This window comes from Exiguobacterium sp. s101, from assembly GCF_018617835.1.
Taxonomy (GTDB): Bacteria; Bacillota; Bacilli; order Exiguobacteriales; family Exiguobacteriaceae; genus Exiguobacterium; species Exiguobacterium marinum.
Window position 1 is genome coordinate 166,078 of the sequence record NZ_JACSKX010000001.1, and the last position, 16,719, is coordinate 182,796.

The window sequence follows — 16,719 nt, forward strand, 5'->3', positions numbered from 1 at the left end:
TCTTCCCTCTCCTTAACTAAACGTGACCGCTAGGCGGGCTTGTGCAATTTTGTCTACCGGTAGCGATACCGCTTTTTTTCTTGTCTTGATGCGCGTCTCGATCACGACCGTTTCCCCATCATATGCCGTCAAAATTCCTTCAAACTCTTTGGCACCATCGATCGGAGCGAACGTTTTCATGTAGACGTTTTTGCCTACCGCACGTTCAAAATCGCTCGGCTTTTTCAGCGGACGCTCCGCACCAGGACTCGAGACATCAAGATAATAAGCCTGTTCAATCGGATCGGATTCGTTCAGTTTTTCCGAGAGTTGTTCATTGATATTGATGCAATCGTCTAAATCGACGCCCCCTGGTTTATCGATATAGACACGCAAGAACCAGTCAGGACCCTCTTTTACGAATTCCACATCGACCAATTCCATGTTTTCTCGTTCGACGATTGGCGACGCAATCGATTCAACGACTTCTGTTATTTTGGACACTCTCATCCCTCCTTCTGGCTTTTACATACAAGAAAGGAGTAGGGTTCCCTACTCCTTTCCGTCGTAGTATCCAACTTTGTTCGATACTAATATATCATATTTTCCCGATAATTCGCAACTTACACCCCAAAATCAAAGAATGAGAGTTGGTTCTCATCAGGCAAGCCTTCGAGACATTTCATCGTATCGAGTGTCTCAATGACCGTTTTTGACAGTTTCGCTCGTTTCCGTAAATCTTCTTTTGACAGGAACTGCCCTTCTTCCCTCACCTCGACAATCGCTTTCGCAGCATTCGTGCCAAGTCCGTCGACTGCATTAAACGGTGGGATCAGCGTATTGTCTTCAATCAAAAACTCGGTTGCACTCGATCGGTACAAGTCGATGTTTTGAAATTTCATTCCTCGCTCTAGCATCTCTAACGCGAGTTCGAGGACGGTATGAAGTCCTTTATCTTTCGCGGTCGCATCAAACCCTTTTTCACGAATATCCGACATCGCTTTCTTTACAGCTTGGGGACCTTTGATCATGGCGGACAAGTCAAAGTCCCCTGCTCGAACGGTAAAATATGTCGCATAGTAAAGGATCGGGTGATGCACTTTGAAGTAGGCGATTCGGACCGCCATCAACACGTACGCCGTCGCGTGCGCTTTAGGGAACATGTACTTGATTTTCTTACAAGACGAGATATACCATTCCGGCACATTATTCGCCCGCATCTCGGACTCCATCTCGTCCGTGAGTCCTTTCCCTTTACGGACAGACTCCATGATTTTAAATGCGAATGATGGTTCAAGACCCGCATAAATCAAGTAAACCATGATGTCGTCACGACATCCAATCACGTCTTTCAGTTCGCACGTGCCGTTGTAGATTAGCTCGTTTGCATTACCTATCCAAACGTCGGTTCCGTGGGACAGTCCCGAGATTTGAACGAGTTCTGAGAACGTTGACGGTTTCGTCTCTTCGAGCATTTGGCGCACGAACTTCGTCCCGAACTCTGGAATCCCGAGTGTTCCCGTTTTCGATTCGATTTGCTCCGGTGTAACACCGAGCACGTCCGGGGACGAGAAAATTTTCATGACGGTTGGGTCATCTGTCGGGATTGTCTTCGGATCGATGCCGGACAAATCTTGCAACATCCGGATGGCGGTCGGGTCATCGTGCCCGAGAATATCTAATTTGAGCAAGTTGTCGTGAATCGAGTGGAAGTCGAAGTGGGTTGTCTTCCATTCGGACGACTTATCATCGGCCGGATATTGAATTGGTGAAATTTCGGCGATGTCCATATAATCAGGTACGACGATAATCCCCCCCGGGTGCTGACCCGTCGTCCGTTTCACACCGGTGACACCAGACACAAGACGATCGACTTCGGCGTTACGGTAGATTTTATCGTTCTCAGTCGCATATCCTTTTACATACCCATAAGCCGTCTTATCCGCAATCGTTCCAATCGTTCCTGCACGATATACATATTCTTCTCCGAACAATACTTTCGTATAGGCGTGGGCATGCGGCTGATACTCACCTGAGAAATTCAAGTCAATATCCGGTACTTTGTCCCCTTTGAAACCAAGGAACGTCTCGAACGGGATGTCGTGCCCATCTTTTTTATACCATGTCCCACATTCCGGACATTCTTTGTCCGGTAAATCGTATCCTGAACCGACAGAACCGTCATTGAAGAAGTGAGAATGTTGACAGTTAGGACAGACGTAGTGTGGCGGTAACGGGTTGACTTCGGTGATTTCCGTCATCGTGGCGACGAGACTTGATCCGACCGACCCACGTGAACCGACCAAATATCCATCATCCAACGATTTTTTAACGAGTTTATGTGAAATCAAATAAATGACTGCAAATCCGTGTCCGATAATCGACTTCAATTCTTTCTCGAGACGTGCCTCAACGATTTCCGGTAGCTCGTCACCATAAATCGATCGAGCCATGTCATAACTCATGTTTCGAACCTCATCGTCCGCCCCTTCAATTTTTGGCGTGTACAGATCATCCGGAATAATCTGAATTGATTCGATTTGGTCGGCAATCACGTTCGGGTTTGTGATGATAATCTCACGCGCCAACTCATCTCCCAAAAATTTGAACTCTTCCATCATTTCTTTTGTCGTCCGGAAGTGGGCGTGCGGTAATTCTTTTCGTGTGTTAATGAAGTTTGCCCCACCTTGGGTACGAATTAAAATTTCCCGATATGATCGGTCCTGGCGATCTAAATAATGCACATTCCCTGTCGCACAAACCGGTAATCCAGCCTTATCAGCGACACGGATGATTCGTTTGATAATCTCACGGAGCTCCAATTCGTTTGCAACGATTTCTTTATCAATCAAGTGATGATAGAGCGCCGGCGGATGAATTTCGATAAAGTCATAAAACGACATCATCTTCTCGAGTTCATCGTCTGATTTGTTCAAGGCGGCATCAAAGATCTCACCGTTGTCACAAGCTGAGCCAATCAGTAACCCTTCTCGGCGTTTCACAAGTTCTGACCGCGGCATCCGTGCCATCCGATGTAAATAATCAATATGGGATAACGAAATGAGTTCATATAGATGACGGAGTCCAGGTTTTTTGTTCTTCGCATAGATGGTCGCATGGAATGGACGGATTTTCGACACGTCACTCCCGACTTTCGCATTTAATGAACGATGCGTCGTCATTTCGAACATCTGTTTGGCAAGGTCTAGTAACTTCAGCAATAAATATGCCGTCGCCTCCGCGTCATAGATGGCACGGTGATGCTGAGTCAATTCGATATCGAATCGTTTCGCAAGAGTGTTCAGCCGATGGTTCTTTAATGTCGGCATCAACATACGGGCTAGTTCAAGTGTATCGATGACCGGATAGTCGTCCGGCTCATGACCACCACTTCGAAGTGTCGCTTCAAGGAAACCCATATCGAATGAAGCATTGTGGGCAACGAGAATACTATCTCTAGACCAGTTGACGAACTGCTTTGTGATGACTTCCGGGTCAGGCTGTCCTTGAACCATATCATCGGTGATTCCAGTCAACTCAATTGTTGTCGCTGATAAGGGATGTTTCGGGTCAGCGAACGCCTCAAACCGGTCGATAATCTCTCCATCTTTGATTTTGACACCAGCGAGTTCGATGATTTTGTTATAGACAGCAGAAAGACCTGTCGTCTCGACGTCGAATACGACGTAAGTCGCATCGTCTAACGCTACATCGGTCGCATGATAAGCGACAGGGACACCATCGTTGACGACATTCGCCTCGACCCCGTATAACACTTTGATATCATTCTTTTTTCCAGCATAATACGCTTCTGGGAACGCCTGGACACCAGCATGATCCGTGATCGCGATTGCTCGATGACCCCATTGCGCTGCACGCGCGATAAGAGCAGACACATTTGTGACAGCATCCATTTGACTCATTTGTGTATGCGCATGAAGTTCTACACGTTTCTCGCCTTCCCACTCATCACGCGGCGGTTCGACTTTCACTTCCTGGAGTTGCGATGCCATCATACACAATTCACGCATGAAGGAGTCATCTTCGACCCGACCAGCCGTTTGAATCCACATCCCTTTTTTGACAGCACTGAGCATCCGGTCATCATCGTCATCGCGCGCAAATACTTTCACAATCAACGAATCGGTGTAGTCGGTCATTTTGAAAGTGAACAATTTCTTGCCACTCTTCAGCTCTTTCCGCTCCGCAGAGAAGACGAGACCACGAATCGCGACACGTCGTTCTTCTTCGATAATCGTCTTGATTGGTACAATCTCATCTTTGATGAGCGCACCCATCCGAATTTCCGTAATCGGTTCGTCGTTTGTTTCCGTCGCTTTGGCGAATTGGGCAGCAAGCGCCATTTTCGCTTGTTCGATATCTTCTTGAACGACCTGTTCGCGAAGGGCCTGACTTGCCTCGGCATCTTCTGAGAAATGGGCCTGACACGGTTTTTTCGTGAACCCATAGGCACTATAAAGCGCTTGGATTTCTTGGCAGAGTTCTTTGTCCACGTAACTGGCTTCAGGTGCGGAACGCACGGGAATCAATAGTTTATTCTGCTCAAAACGAGGAGATACAGAACCGAAATAACCGCGCATCGCACCAGACACTTGACTCAATTCACTGACGATTCTAGGCCAATAATCGATATAGTCTTGCTCGCTCCCACCTTTTGTCGTTGAGAATCGGGCGTACACTTCGTCCGCGAACGTCGCATACCGGTTTTCTAATCGACTCATAAACAACTGGTGCACCTCGTACGGTAAAACTGCTGGAAATGAAAAATAAAAAGTCCACGTACGTCGTTTTTTATTGACGACGAGTCGTGAGAGTTCTGCCTCGTCGAACAAGTCGTTTGACTCTGTTGTAATCCCAAGGTCACCTAACAATAATTGCATTTTTTGATTCGCTTCCACGGGTTCATCTTTCCCCCTTCATGCCAATTCGACAAATGAAGGTGACCGCTTCCGCTGTCACCTTCATCCATTAATGAGCCTCGCTAAACTTTGTAGCGATGACTTGTTCCAACTCATCGATTGATGTTTCAACCACTTCACCAGTCGCACGTACTTTCACTTCGACGATGCCTTCGGCCGCCTTTTTACCGACGTTTACACGAATTGGAAGTCCAATCAAGTCCGCATCCGCAAACTTGACGCCAGCTCGCTCTTTGCGATCATCAAACAAAACATCATACGTTTGACTAAGTTCATCATGTAGACGGTTTGCAAGTTCAAGTTGCGTCTCGTCTTTCGCGTTGATCGCAATTAAATGAAGATCAAACGGTGCAACGTTACGTGGCCAAACGATTCCACGGTCATCATGATGTTGTTCCACGATAGCTGAAAGTGTGCGTGACACCCCGATGCCGTAACAACCCATGATGAGTGGTTCGGCACGACCCTCTTCATTGAGGAATGTCGCACCCATCGCTTCTGAATATCGTGTTCCGAGTTTAAATACTTGGCCCACTTCAATTCCGCGTGCAAAACGAACCGGACCTGACTCGTCAGGCGCTAAGTCGCCCTCAACCACAAAACGTAAATCGTGATACGTCAACTCTGAGAGATCACGCTCTGCATTCACGCCTGTGAAGTGCGTATTCGCTTCGTTCGCTCCACATACAGCATTTACTAAATATTTAACCGCATAATCAGCGACCACTTTGACCGGAGCGTTAATCGGTCCGAGTGTACCTGGCGCACAGTTGAACAACGCAACGATTTTTGCTTCTTCTTCAAGTTGAATGTCTAGTCCACCGAGTGCGTTCTTCACTTTGACTTCGTTCGCTTCGTGGTCTCCACGAACAATCGCCATGACTGTCTCTCCGTCGACATTGAACAAGACGGACTTGATTGTCGTCTTCGAATCGATATTCAAGAATTTTGCCACGTCTTCAATCGTACGATTTTCTTCAGTATCCACCTTCTCAAGCGGACGAACTTCCGCCTGTTGCATCTCATAGCGGTCTAACGTTTCTGCCATCTCAATGTTCGCCGCATAGTTCGATGTGTCTGTATAGACGATTGTATCTTCACCGATAGCTGCAAGTGCTTGAAATTCATGCGTGTCTTTCCCACCGATTGCCCCAGAGTCCGCAACGACTGGACGGTATTTGAGGCCAGTGCGGTCGAAGATTCGTGAATACGCGTTATACATATTTGTATATTCTTCATTTAAACCTTCTTGTGTCGCGTGGAATGAATACGCGTCTTTCATCAAGAACTCGCGTCCGCGAAGCAAACCGAAGCGTGGCCGACGCTCATCACGATATTTTGTTTGAATTTGGTATAGGTTCATCGGAAGTTTCTTATAAGAATTGAGTTCATCGCGAACGATGGACGTAATCAATTCTTCATGTGTCGCTCCGAGTGCGAAGCGACGGTCATGACGGTCTGTCAATCGCATCAATTCAGGGCCATAAATGTCCCAGCGTCCCGTCTCCTCCCAAAGTTCTGATGGTTGAATGGCAGGCATCAATAGTTCTTGTGCACCTGCCCGGTTCATCTCTTCACGAATAATCGTTTGAATGTTGTGTAACACGCGATGTCCGAGTGGAAGATAAGAATAGATTCCAGCCGCATTTTGGCGAATGAAGCCTCCACGGACGAGAAGTTGATGGCTGACCGCTTCCGCGTCAGCCGGTACTTCTCTTAATGTAGGCATGAGCAATCTAGATTGTTTCATACAGTTCAACGTTTCCCTTCTCTACAAAAAAATTATTTAAAGAATGATTGAATGTCGTTCCAAGTGACAATTAACATTAGGAGCATCAATAGTGCGAACCCGATAAAGTGGACGAACCCTTCTTTTTTCGGATCAATCGGACGTCCTCTTACCGCTTCGAACAGGAGGAAAATCAATCGTCCCCCGTCTAACGCAGGAAGGGGAAGCAAGTTGAAGATGGCGAGGTTGACCGAAAGAAGCGCAGTCCAGTTCAGCAACATAATCAAACCGCTCGCCGCTACTTCATCTGTCATGCGTACGATTCCAACCGGACCTGCGAGTTGATCAACCCCAACTTGACCCGTCACTAAATCTCCGACCGCAGAAAAGATAAGGGTAGACATCGTCCACGTCGTCTCAGCACCTGTCGTCACGGCTTTAACTGGTGAACGTTCAAGCGCGTTCGTGACACCGAGAATGCCGACAGTTTCTCCATTTTGTTCGACCGCTTGAGGGGTGAGTGTGACTGTCGCTTCCTCACCATCACGAACATACGTGACTTCCGTAGGGGTGTCAGCCCGGTCAGACAGAGCCGAACGTAAATCGAGCCAATCTGAAATCGATTCGCCTTCAATCGATACGATCTCATCCCCGCTCATCAAACCTGCCTCATCAGCGGCTGAATCGGGTTGAACCGTACCGATTTGCCCATCGTTCGTCGGAGTCCCTTGAACAAGGCCGACAATAATGAGCAAGATGAACGCCAACACGAAATTCATCGCCGGACCGGCTGCGATTGCCAAAACACGTTTCCAAACCGACTGAGCTCCAAACGTTCGATCGTACGGTGCGATTTGAATTTCCATCCCTTGATCGACAAGGAGTGTGTCTCGTTCTAGTGAATAGATGCGTACTTCCTCATCGATGAGGAGTTGTACTTTCAATTCATGTGTCGAGTCAAACTTATCGACAGTTCCAACGACTTGAACATCTGTTGCCGTGTCCGGTTGGAAGTAGACGCGATCTACCGTCCCTTGCTCGGTTAAACGGAGTCCGACATGCTGACCCGCACGTACTTCAACCGGTTCAAAGTCTTCTCCGGCCATTTTGACATAGCCACCGATTGGTAAAAGACGAATGGTATAGAGCGTTTCATTTTTACGAAACGAAACAATTTTTGGACCGAATCCGATTGCAAACTCGTGACAGAGAATGCCTGCCCGTTTCGCCATGACGAGGTGTCCCCATTCGTGTACCGAAATGAGAACGCCAAACATCAAAACGATGGCGATAAAAGTCGTCATGATTTATTCCCCACCTTCAATTCCTTGCTGAATCTGTTGACGTACTACTCGGTCAACTTCTAGAATTTGCGCGAGCGTCGGTTCGGCGATCACCTCATGTTGAGCCATCGCCTCTTCAACGAGTCGTTCAATTTCTAAGAAAGTGATGTGACCGTTCAAGAATAGGTCCACTGCCATTTCATTGGCTGCATTCAGAACAGTCGGCATTGATCCTCCGATTATTCCTGCTTCGAACGCTAACCGGAGTGCCGGATAACGCTCGAAATCAGCCTCTTCAAAATGAAGCTTTCCGATTTCATTCAAGTTTAACCGCTTATTCCCCTCAATTTCAAGCCGCTTCGGTTCCGAAAGCGCATAGAGAATCGGTCCCCGCATATCCGGGTTTCCGAGCTGAGCCATTACGGCTGCATCTTTAAATTCGACCATCGAATGAATGATTGATTCTCGATGCAAGATGACTTCAATATCATTATAGTCGATATCGAACAACCAGTGTGCCTCGATGACTTCTAGTCCTTTGTTGAACATTGTCGCCGAGTCGATGGTTATTTTCGCTCCCATCGACCAGTTCGGATGATTCAATGCATCTTCAACCGTCACATCGACTAATTCTTCCCGTGAACGGTCACGGAAACTTCCACCCGATGCCGTTAAAATGATTTTCGAGACATCTTCTCTACGTTCCCCGTTTAAACATTGAAAGATTGCAGAGTGTTCACTATCGACAGGTAACAAATTGACCCCATATTCTTTCACGGCAGCTTTGACGAGATGTCCAGCGGTGACGAGTGTTTCTTTGTTGGCGAGCGCGATATCTTTTCCTGCTTGAATCGCTGCAAGTGTCGGTTCAAGACCAACCGCTCCTACCACCGCTGTCACGACGATATCGGCTCTTTCTGCCGTCGCGCATTCTTTCAGGCCTTCTGGACCAATAAAATACAGTGGTTCATATGTAAGGCGCGGTTTTAATTGTTCGAGTACCTCGATACTTGTCGCTGACACATATTTTGGTCTAAGTCGATTGATCCATTCTGTGGCGACATCGACGTTCGTTCCGAATGCATACGCCTCAAGTTCAAACAGGTCGGGGTGCTGTTCAATGACGTCACACGTTTGCACACCAATCGAACCAGTCGCTCCAATTAAGCTAATTCGCTTCATCTCGACACTCCTTTTATAGCAGATTAAACACCCAAATGACTGTGAAGACCGCAATCATACTATCGAATCGGTCTAAGATTCCTCCATGACCAGGTAAGAGATGACCCGAGTCTTTTACTCCGAACTGACGTTTATAAGCGGATTGTACCAAATCACCGAGCTGTCCGACGACGGCTACGACGATAGCTAAAATGATCACTTCGAATACTGGTAAGATCGAATCGATCCAGACGAAGATGACGCCGAGTACAACGGAAGATACAATACCGCCGATTGCTCCTTCAATCGTCTTGTTCGGACTGATTGATGGCCATAGTTTTGCTTTTCCGAACGCCTTCCCACTGAAATAGGCTCCAGAATCCGTCGCCCAAATCATGAACAAGATGAGCAACACTTTCGACAAACCATCGTCAGACAGACGTACTAGAGCGAAACTAGAGAACCCGACAACCAAGTAGACAGCCGAGACGAAATAGAATCCGACATCTTCATAGGTGAATCGATTTTTAGTGACGACCGTCCAAAATAGTAATAACACAAGTCCTAACACGAGCCATTGTTCGATCGTGAACGGCATCTCGTCCGTAACGATTTGCGTTTCAAGTAACAACAAAATGAACGGGAACGCCACGAGGAGTGACGTCACTAAAAATGGGAATGCCAATAGTTTATGCTGTCGCATCAATGTGAATTCACTTAATCCAATGAGCGCAAGAATGCCCATCAATGAAACAAATGCGTTGCCTCCAAGCGCAATCACCGTAATAAAGATGGCTCCGGCCCAAAGCCCTGTAATGATTCTTGTCTTCATATTACACCCCACCAAAACGACGCGTGCGCGCGTTATAAGATTCAATCGCTTCTACAAAATGCTCACGCTTAAATTCCGGCCACAATACTTCTGTGAAATGAAGTTCCGCATATGCGCTTTGCCATAATAAAAAGTTAGATAGTCGTTGTTCACCGCTCGTTCGAATAACGAGATCCACATCTTGAACGTGCGTCATGAGTCGTTCACCGATTAAGTGATCGTCGATGGCATTCGATTGAATTAATCCCGACTGTACATCTTCGGCGATACTGCGCATCGCTTGAACGAGCTCATCGCGTCCGCCATAGTTAAGCGCAAACACAAGCTTCAATCCGGTATTCATAACGGTCCGCTCTCTCGCCTCGTCGACGGCCTCACGCGTCTCTCGAGGAAGTTTGGTTGTATCTCCTGCGACGAGCACCCGCACATTCTGTTCATGGAGTTCTTTTAAATCCGTCTCTAAGAACTGTTTTGGCAGTTTCATTAAAAACGAGACTTCCTCTTCCGGACGAGTCCAGTTCTCCGTAGAGAAGGCATAAAGTGTCAGAGATTGAATCCCGAGTTCCTGCGCTGTTCGAACCGCCTCACGGATTGACTTCATCCCTTCTCGGTGACCCATGATGCGAGGGAGACCACGTTTTTTGGCCCAGCGTCCATTTCCATCCATGATGATGGCCACGTGCTCAGGAACACTCAACTCTGCCTCGATTTTCGTTTTAGGATTCACCCATTTAAACATTCTGTTATCCTCCTGATTGTATGAAAGAAGGACCCTCTCAGAAAAAGGGTCCCCACACAGCTTTTTGGTATACCACTTCCGTGATTACACTTCCATGATTTCTTTTTCTTTCGTTGCTGCAGATTCATCAATCTTTTTAATATACGAATCCGTCAACGTTTGAACGTCATCTGCATATCCGCGGAGATCGTCTTCAGTTAATTCGCCATCTTTTTCGAGTTTCTTTAAGTTTTCGTTTGCGTCACGACGAACGTTACGGACAGCGACTTTCGCTTCTTCCGCATATTTTTTCGTGATTTTAACTAATTCTTTACGACGCTCTTCTGTCAAGGCAGGGATTGCCAAACGGATGACTGTTCCGTCAGAAGATGGAGACAAGCCGAGGTCTGCCTTTTGAATCGCTTTCTCAACATCCGAAACCATTGATTTATCCCATGGTTGAATCAAAAGCAAGCGCGCTTCCGGTGTATTGATGTTCGCCACTTGATTGAGTGGTGTCGGGACACCATAATAATCAACTTGGACAGGGTCCAAAATCGATGCGCTGGCACGGCCAGTGCGAAGCGTTCCGAAATCACGTTTTAGTGAAGAATGTGCTTTTTCCATCTTTTCTTCAGCTATTTTCAATACTTCTTTGACACTCATGAATTGACTCCTCCTACTACCGTCCCGATATGTTCTCCGAGTACGACACGTTTAATATTACCTTCTTCAAGCAATGAGAATACAATCAATGGAATGTGGTTGTCCATACAAAGCGATGTTGCTGTCGAATCCATGACTTGAAGTCCGTCTTTTAAGACATCAAGATAAGACAACGTGTCATACTTCACTGCAGTCGTATCCAATTTCGGGTCGGCAGAATAGACGCCATCCACGTTATTTTTACCCATTAAAATGACGTCAGCTTCGATTTCAGCAGCACGTAGAGCGGCTGTCGTGTCCGTTGAGAAATATGGGTTCCCTGTGCCGGCTGCAAAGATGACGACGCGTCCTTTTTCAAGATGACGCATAGCACGTCGACGAATGTATGGTTCAGCAACTTGTCGCATTTCAATTGATGTTTGGACGCGCGTTTGGACACCGTACGTTTCAAGGCTATCTTGAAGAGCGAGCGAGTTCAAGACAGTCGCGAGCATACCCATATAGTCTGCATTTGCCCGGTCCATCCCCAGTTCACTGCCTGTCTTTCCACGCCAAATGTTTCCGGCACCTACAACAACGGCGACTTCTACACCCATCTCAATCAATTCTTTAATTTGACTTGAGATTGAGTTTACAATGTTAGGATTGATTCCATAACCTTGATCTCCAGCGAGCGCTTCTCCACTCAATTTTAACACAATTCGTTTATATTTCGGTTCCATAACTTTGCCTCCTCTTGCTTGAAAAAAGGGAACACGCTCCCTTAACGAACTAACTCAAGGTTATAAAGACGTGTTCCCAATTTTAGTTGCATCACATGTCATGACGCAGATTATTTTTTAATTTGGTTCATAACTTCTTCAGCAAAGTTCTCTTCACGTTTCTCCATACCTTCCCCTACTTCGAAGCGTACGAACGAGTTGATTTTTCCGCCTTTTGATTCTACGTATTTACCAACTTTGAAGTCGCTGTCTTTTACGAACGTTTGGTCTACGAGGCAAATCTCCTCGAAGTACTTGTTCATACGACCAGCAATCATTTTCTCAACAATGTTAGCAGGCTTCCCTTCGTTAAGCGCTTGCTCAGTCAAGACCTTCTTCTCACGGTCGATTTCTTCAGCTGATACTTCATCGCGTGTAGCGTAAAGTGGACGTGCTGCAGCAACGTGCATCGCTACGTCTTTTGCAACTGTTTCGTCAGATGTTCCGTCGATCACAACGACTGAACCGATGCGACCACCCATGTGGAGGTACGTGCCAAATACTGCATCGTCAGCTTTTTCAAGAACTGCTACACGGCGGAGTGAAATTTTCTCTCCGATTGTAGACGCCTCTTCTTGGATATACGTTTCAAGCGTTTTATCTGCTTCGTACTCAGCTGCAAGTGCAGCTTCTGCAGTTGTTGCGCCCGATGCGAGAACTGCTTTCGCTACGTTGTTAACGAGTGTTTGGAACTTCTCGTTTTTCGCAACGAAGTCTGTTTCTGAGTTGATTTCGACGAGCACAGCTTTGTTGCCTTCAACTGCTACTGCTGTCAAACCTTCAGCGGCGATACGATCACCTTTTGCTGCTGCTTTTGCAATCCCTTTTTCACGAAGGAAGTCGATTGCTGCTTGCATGTCACCGTCTGTTTCGACGAGTGCTTTTTTGCAATCGAGCATTCCTGCTCCTGTTTTTTCACGAAGTTCTTTTACCATTGCTGCTGTAACTGCCATCGGAAATTCCTCCTTGTAAAACTACAAATTTTAAGAAAAAGCACGGGGCTTCTTGTATACATTTCCTAAAAAAAGGTGATAAAAGGCTTTCCCTTTATCACCTATTGTCTCACTGATTACTCAGCTTCTGTAGCTTCAGCTTCTGTCGCTACAGCTTCTTCAGCAACTTCTTCTTCACCTTGCTTCGCTTCGATGATTGCATCAGCCATCTTCGAAGTGAGCAATTTAACAGCACGAATTGCATCGTCGTTCGCTGGGATTACGTAGTCGATTTCATCTGGGTCACAGTTTGTGTCGACAATCGCAACGATTGGGATGTTCAATTTGTGAGCTTCCGCGATTGCGATACGCTCTTTACGTGGGTCAACGATGAAGAGAGCGTCAGGCACACCAGGCATGTCCTTGATTCCGCCGAGGAACTTCTCAAGACGAGTCATTTCTTTTTTCAAGATGATGACTTCTTTCTTAGGAAGTACTTCGAACGTGCCGTCTTCTTCCATTTTTTCGAGTTGCTTCAAGCGGTTGATACGCTTTTTGATTGTTGAGAAGTTAGTGAGTGTTCCACCCAACCAACGCTCGTTAATGAAGAACATTCCTGAACGGATTGCTTCTTCTTTGATTGTATCTTGAGCTTGTTTCTTCGTACCAACGAAGAGGACGTTTCCGCCTTCTGCCGCGAGTTCACGAACAAAGTTGTAAGCTTCGTCTACTTTTTTGACCGTTTTTTGAAGGTCGATGATGTAGATCCCGTTACGCTCTGTAAAGATGTATTTCGCCATTTTTGGGTTCCAACGGCGTGTTTGGTGACCGAAGTGTACACCAGCTTCAAGCAATTGTTTCATTGAAATTACTGCCATGATAAATTTCCTCCTTGTGGTTTAAAAAAGTCCTCCGCCTCGTTCATTGTTATATTCCGACCTTTCGGCACCGAGGAATATGATCCCGAGACGTGTGTGATGTGTTTAACACCGAGAACTACTATAGCATATGTCTTGAATTCCGGCAACTCTCACTTTTTACGAAGTTTCGCATATAGAGCCAGTTCTCCTTCGCCCTTTCCAAGGATTCGAGCAGCATCTCTGACCGAATGCCGTAACAAGACATCGTCTACGTCAACCGACGTAGACGATTTTGTTTCATCTGTCGTTGTTTTCAATGACTCATTGGACTCTTCAACAGATGTTAAAGGTAAACTTTCTTCTTGAACCTTTAGTTCGCGTTCAGGTGGCTCCGAAGCGACGAGATCGTTCATCGACTCCATGAAAGAAAGAAGCAATGTTTCTGTCTCCTGCTTCTCTCTTTCGAGCCGTTCTACCCGCTCTTGTAATATTTGAACTTGGCGGTAACCGAACAAAAAACCGTAAGCAACCAAACAAGCAGTCATCACATATACAATATACACTTGTTCATCTCCTCACGATGTTTTTTCTTCAAGATAGGACCGCCCAAGCGCATTTTTTAACGTCTTCAGAGCTTTCGAGTGAATTTGCGAGATACGGGATGTCGAAAGTTCTAGCACCTCACCAATCTCGGTCAATGTCAATTCATCAAAATAAAACAATGAAACAACAAGCCGTTCTTTTTCAGACAAAAGATCGATTTCTGTCGCAAGCACGTCAATCAACTCTCGCTGCAACAGCGTATCTTCCGGTTTTTCGGAATCAGGGTCAAAGTATGTGACAGACATGACTTTCCCTTCTTCCTGCAATGTCACAGCTTCGTCAATTGATAACATATTCGCAAAATACCCTTCTGCCATCGTCCGTTCAATCTCTGAAACCGAAAGGCCACAAGCACTCGCTAATTCACTTTTTGTAGGAGCACGATGCAACGATTGTTCAAGCTGTTCTGCCACGTGGTCGATTTTTTTTACTTTTTCCCGGACTGAACGAGGCAACCAATCAATTTTTCGTAACCCGTCGATAATGGCTCCCCGAATCCGAAAAGCGGCATACGTATCAAATTTATTATTATGCTCTGGATCATATTTCATAAGGGCATCGTACAATCCCATGTAACCCAAACTTTTCAATTCGTCGCGTTCGACGCTCTTTGGAAGCGTCACGATCATCCGTTGTACGTGGTAGTGGATTAGAAACTCGTAATGTGCTAGTAGTTCGTTTGCTGTATCCATATCACGGTCCGTATTCCAGCGATCCCACAACTGTGTAAGATGAGTCGTCATGTCGATCCCCCCTTATAGTTCTTTCGTACCCACGCTCACCGTCCGAATCGATAAAATTGATGTGGCAACGTCAAATTCAATCGTTCGTCCGTTATGTCCACCACAATCTTCCGCCACGAGCGGGATGCGATGAACTTTTAATGCTTGGCGAATCGCTTCGGCGTTTCGCTCACCGATTCGCATCGCTTCGTTCTCATATTTAAATTGAAACATCTGTGCGCCGCCTGCCATTTTGGCTTGAAGTCTTGTCGCACCTTCTCGTTTTAAAGACTGTACGAGCGTATCAATGGCGGTGTCTGCATATTTTCCTACTTCAATCGTTTGATTCTTTCGAGCAATCGCCGAGTCCGGTAACATCACATGGGCCATTGCCGCCAATTGGAGGCGGGTATCATACAAGATGATACCCACACACGATCCGAGACCGGCTGTACGTAACCGATTCGGCGCAGTTGTCTGTTTCCATTCGGCAATGCCAATTTTTAATACATCAGCCATTTCTAAGCAACCGTTCTTGAATCCGTTTGAGCGACCCATGTGTCGGTAGGAACAACACATGTCCTGCACTTACTTTTTGATCGATCATAAATGTCGTATCAATATAGAGCGCTGCATCCTCTTCGGGTTGGACCGATGTGACGACAAATTCGACGATGGACCCTGCCATATCGATTGCCGTTGCCGGTACTTGAATCATAATCGGTGTCTGTAACCAATCGCCAAGTGCCCGGGCGTATGCACCGCTCATGATATTCCCAACTTCTTCCCATGCCGATTGACCGAGTACATCACCATAATCAAATGAATAGGGCATTCCGATTAACGTGGATACCATCTGTTCAGCGTCTTCAACTGCGAACAAGATGAGGATCATTCCGCGAATCTCACCATCTAATTCCAATAATACGGAGGCGACATGCCGCTCCGGACCACCCACTCGATCAGGTAAATACATAATCGGTTCCATCTCGGCAGAGGACACGGTAATGTTCACCGGCTTCGCTAACATGGCGGACAAGGCAGTGGCTGCATGTCCAGACCCTATATTTCCCAGTTCCTTTAACAGGTCTTGTTCAAACTCACTCAGCATACTGTTCCTCGAACAATGCATTCGCATCGATCAGAGAGAAGAGTTTGTCTTCTCCTTTGGCAATCGCTGTCAAATGTGCTGAAATCATATCGCGGCTCGATTCTGGAATCGGCTCAATCCGTACTTCATCGCTTTCGACAACTTCGTTCGCACGGTCGACGATGAACCCTGCGTCTCCCTGATTCAAAGAGGCGATTAAGATTCGTGTTTCGTCTGTTGGCTCAATTTCTTCATAACCTAAGCGTAAACGAAGGTCGATGACCGGTGTGACGACACCTCGAAGGTTGATGACCCCTTTGACATGTGATGGTGCGTTCGGGACCCGTGTGATTGGCTGAAGACGCTCAATTGAACGTACCGATTGCACGTCGATCCCATACGTATTTTCTTCAAGTGAAAAGACTACCCATTTCTGTTCCATC

General features: G+C 46.5%; 16 protein-coding genes. All 16 read right to left on the bottom strand.

Annotated features, from left to right (window positions below; genetic code table 11):
- Nucleotides 1-12: 12 nt before the first annotated feature.
- Entirely contained in the window at nucleotides 13-483 is a 471-nt protein-coding gene (rimP, locus tag KNO76_RS00850) for a ribosome maturation factor RimP (protein WP_214881519.1), read from the bottom strand.
- A 119-nt stretch (nucleotides 484-602) separates the two neighbouring features.
- Nucleotides 603-4,880 (bottom strand): PolC-type DNA polymerase III, encoded by a 4,278-nt coding sequence (locus KNO76_RS00855; protein ID WP_214881522.1) that lies wholly within the window; start codon nucleotides 4,878-4,880, stop codon nucleotides 603-605.
- Between the two features lie 88 nt (nucleotides 4,881-4,968).
- Nucleotides 4,969-6,669 carry a proline--tRNA ligase gene (locus KNO76_RS00860; RefSeq protein ID WP_214882004.1) on the bottom strand — a complete coding sequence of 567 codons (1,701 nt, stop codon included), beginning with the start codon at nucleotides 6,667-6,669 and terminating at the stop codon, nucleotides 4,969-4,971.
- Between the two features lie 32 nt (nucleotides 6,670-6,701).
- Nucleotides 6,702-7,952, bottom strand: coding sequence for an RIP metalloprotease RseP (gene rseP / locus KNO76_RS00865; RefSeq protein WP_214881525.1), 1,251 nt, complete (start codon nucleotides 7,950-7,952; stop codon nucleotides 6,702-6,704).
- 3 nt (nucleotides 7,953-7,955) lie between these two features.
- A complete protein-coding gene (gene dxr, locus KNO76_RS00870; protein ID WP_026826218.1) occupies nucleotides 7,956-9,113 on the bottom strand; it encodes a 1-deoxy-D-xylulose-5-phosphate reductoisomerase in 1,158 nt (385 codons plus the stop codon).
- Between the two features lie 13 nt (nucleotides 9,114-9,126).
- Nucleotides 9,127-9,924 (bottom strand): phosphatidate cytidylyltransferase, encoded by a 798-nt coding sequence (locus KNO76_RS00875; RefSeq protein WP_214881528.1) that lies wholly within the window; start codon nucleotides 9,922-9,924, stop codon nucleotides 9,127-9,129.
- Nucleotide 9,925: 1 nt separating this feature from the next.
- Nucleotides 9,926-10,663: an undecaprenyl pyrophosphate synthase gene (locus KNO76_RS00880; protein ID WP_026826220.1), complete on the bottom strand. Its 738-nt coding sequence runs from the start codon at nucleotides 10,661-10,663 to the stop codon at nucleotides 9,926-9,928.
- A gap of 84 nt (nucleotides 10,664-10,747) precedes the next feature.
- Complete coding sequence (frr, locus tag KNO76_RS00885) at nucleotides 10,748-11,308, bottom strand: ribosome recycling factor (RefSeq protein ID WP_214881531.1); 561 nt, start codon at nucleotides 11,306-11,308, stop codon at nucleotides 10,748-10,750.
- A complete protein-coding gene (gene pyrH / locus KNO76_RS00890) occupies nucleotides 11,305-12,030 on the bottom strand; it encodes a UMP kinase (protein ID WP_026826222.1) in 726 nt (241 codons plus the stop codon). The genes frr and pyrH overlap by 4 nt, the downstream gene beginning before the upstream one ends.
- 110 nt (nucleotides 12,031-12,140) lie before the next feature.
- On the bottom strand, nucleotides 12,141-13,022 hold the full coding sequence (gene tsf / locus KNO76_RS00895; RefSeq protein WP_026826223.1) for a translation elongation factor Ts: 882 nt from the start codon (nucleotides 13,020-13,022) through the stop codon (nucleotides 12,141-12,143).
- Between the two features lie 116 nt (nucleotides 13,023-13,138).
- Entirely contained in the window at nucleotides 13,139-13,879 is a 741-nt protein-coding gene (rpsB, locus tag KNO76_RS00900; protein ID WP_015881415.1) for a 30S ribosomal protein S2, read from the bottom strand.
- A gap of 152 nt (nucleotides 13,880-14,031) precedes the next feature.
- Complete coding sequence (locus tag KNO76_RS00905; protein WP_214881533.1) at nucleotides 14,032-14,424, bottom strand: hypothetical protein; 393 nt, start codon at nucleotides 14,422-14,424, stop codon at nucleotides 14,032-14,034.
- Nucleotides 14,425-14,436: 12 nt separating this feature from the next.
- Nucleotides 14,437-15,207, bottom strand: a complete 771-nt coding sequence (locus tag KNO76_RS00910) for a FliA/WhiG family RNA polymerase sigma factor (protein WP_214881535.1) — start codon at nucleotides 15,205-15,207, stop codon at nucleotides 14,437-14,439.
- Between the two features lie 12 nt (nucleotides 15,208-15,219).
- Nucleotides 15,220-15,705, bottom strand: coding sequence for a chemotaxis protein CheD (locus tag KNO76_RS00915; RefSeq protein ID WP_026826226.1), 486 nt, complete (start codon nucleotides 15,703-15,705; stop codon nucleotides 15,220-15,222).
- The gene (locus KNO76_RS00920; RefSeq protein WP_214881537.1) at nucleotides 15,698-16,297 is read right to left on the bottom strand and encodes a chemotaxis protein CheC; all 600 of its coding nucleotides are present in this window, start codon (nucleotides 16,295-16,297) and stop codon (nucleotides 15,698-15,700) included. The genes KNO76_RS00915 and KNO76_RS00920 overlap by 8 nt, the downstream gene beginning before the upstream one ends.
- On the bottom strand, nucleotides 16,287-16,718 hold the full coding sequence (locus tag KNO76_RS00925; RefSeq protein ID WP_026826228.1) for a chemotaxis protein CheW: 432 nt from the start codon (nucleotides 16,716-16,718) through the stop codon (nucleotides 16,287-16,289). Before KNO76_RS00925 ends, KNO76_RS00920 begins: the two co-directional genes overlap by 11 nt.
- Between the last annotated feature and the right edge of the window lies 1 nt (nucleotide 16,719).

Coding starts and splice junctions, on each gene's coding strand:
- KNO76_RS00875 (WP_214881528.1), bottom strand. CDS start 9,924: ATGAAGACAAGAATCATTACAGGGCTTTGGGCCGGAGCCATCTTTATT.
- KNO76_RS00925 (WP_026826228.1), bottom strand. CDS start 16,718: ATGGAACAGAAATGGGTAGTCTTTTCACTTGAAGAAAATACGTATGGG.
- frr (WP_214881531.1), bottom strand. CDS start 11,308: ATGAGTGTCAAAGAAGTATTGAAAATAGCTGAAGAAAAGATGGAAAAA.
- KNO76_RS00920 (WP_214881537.1), bottom strand. CDS start 16,297: ATGCTGAGTGAGTTTGAACAAGACCTGTTAAAGGAACTGGGAAATATA.
- KNO76_RS00915 (WP_026826226.1), bottom strand. CDS start 15,705: ATGGCTGATGTATTAAAAATTGGCATTGCCGAATGGAAACAGACAACT.
- KNO76_RS00855 (WP_214881522.1), bottom strand. CDS start 4,880: ATGCAATTATTGTTAGGTGACCTTGGGATTACAACAGAGTCAAACGAC.
- tsf (WP_026826223.1), bottom strand. CDS start 13,022: ATGGCAGTTACAGCAGCAATGGTAAAAGAACTTCGTGAAAAAACAGGA.
- KNO76_RS00880 (WP_026826220.1), bottom strand. CDS start 10,663: ATGTTTAAATGGGTGAATCCTAAAACGAAAATCGAGGCAGAGTTGAGT.
- rseP (WP_214881525.1), bottom strand. CDS start 7,952: ATGACGACTTTTATCGCCATCGTTTTGATGTTTGGCGTTCTCATTTCG.
- KNO76_RS00860 (WP_214882004.1), bottom strand. CDS start 6,669: ATGAAACAATCTAGATTGCTCATGCCTACATTAAGAGAAGTACCGGCT.
- KNO76_RS00910 (WP_214881535.1), bottom strand. CDS start 15,207: ATGACGACTCATCTTACACAGTTGTGGGATCGCTGGAATACGGACCGT.
- pyrH (WP_026826222.1), bottom strand. CDS start 12,030: ATGGAACCGAAATATAAACGAATTGTGTTAAAATTGAGTGGAGAAGCG.
- dxr (WP_026826218.1), bottom strand. CDS start 9,113: ATGAAGCGAATTAGCTTAATTGGAGCGACTGGTTCGATTGGTGTGCAA.
- rpsB (WP_015881415.1), bottom strand. CDS start 13,879: ATGGCAGTAATTTCAATGAAACAATTGCTTGAAGCTGGTGTACACTTC.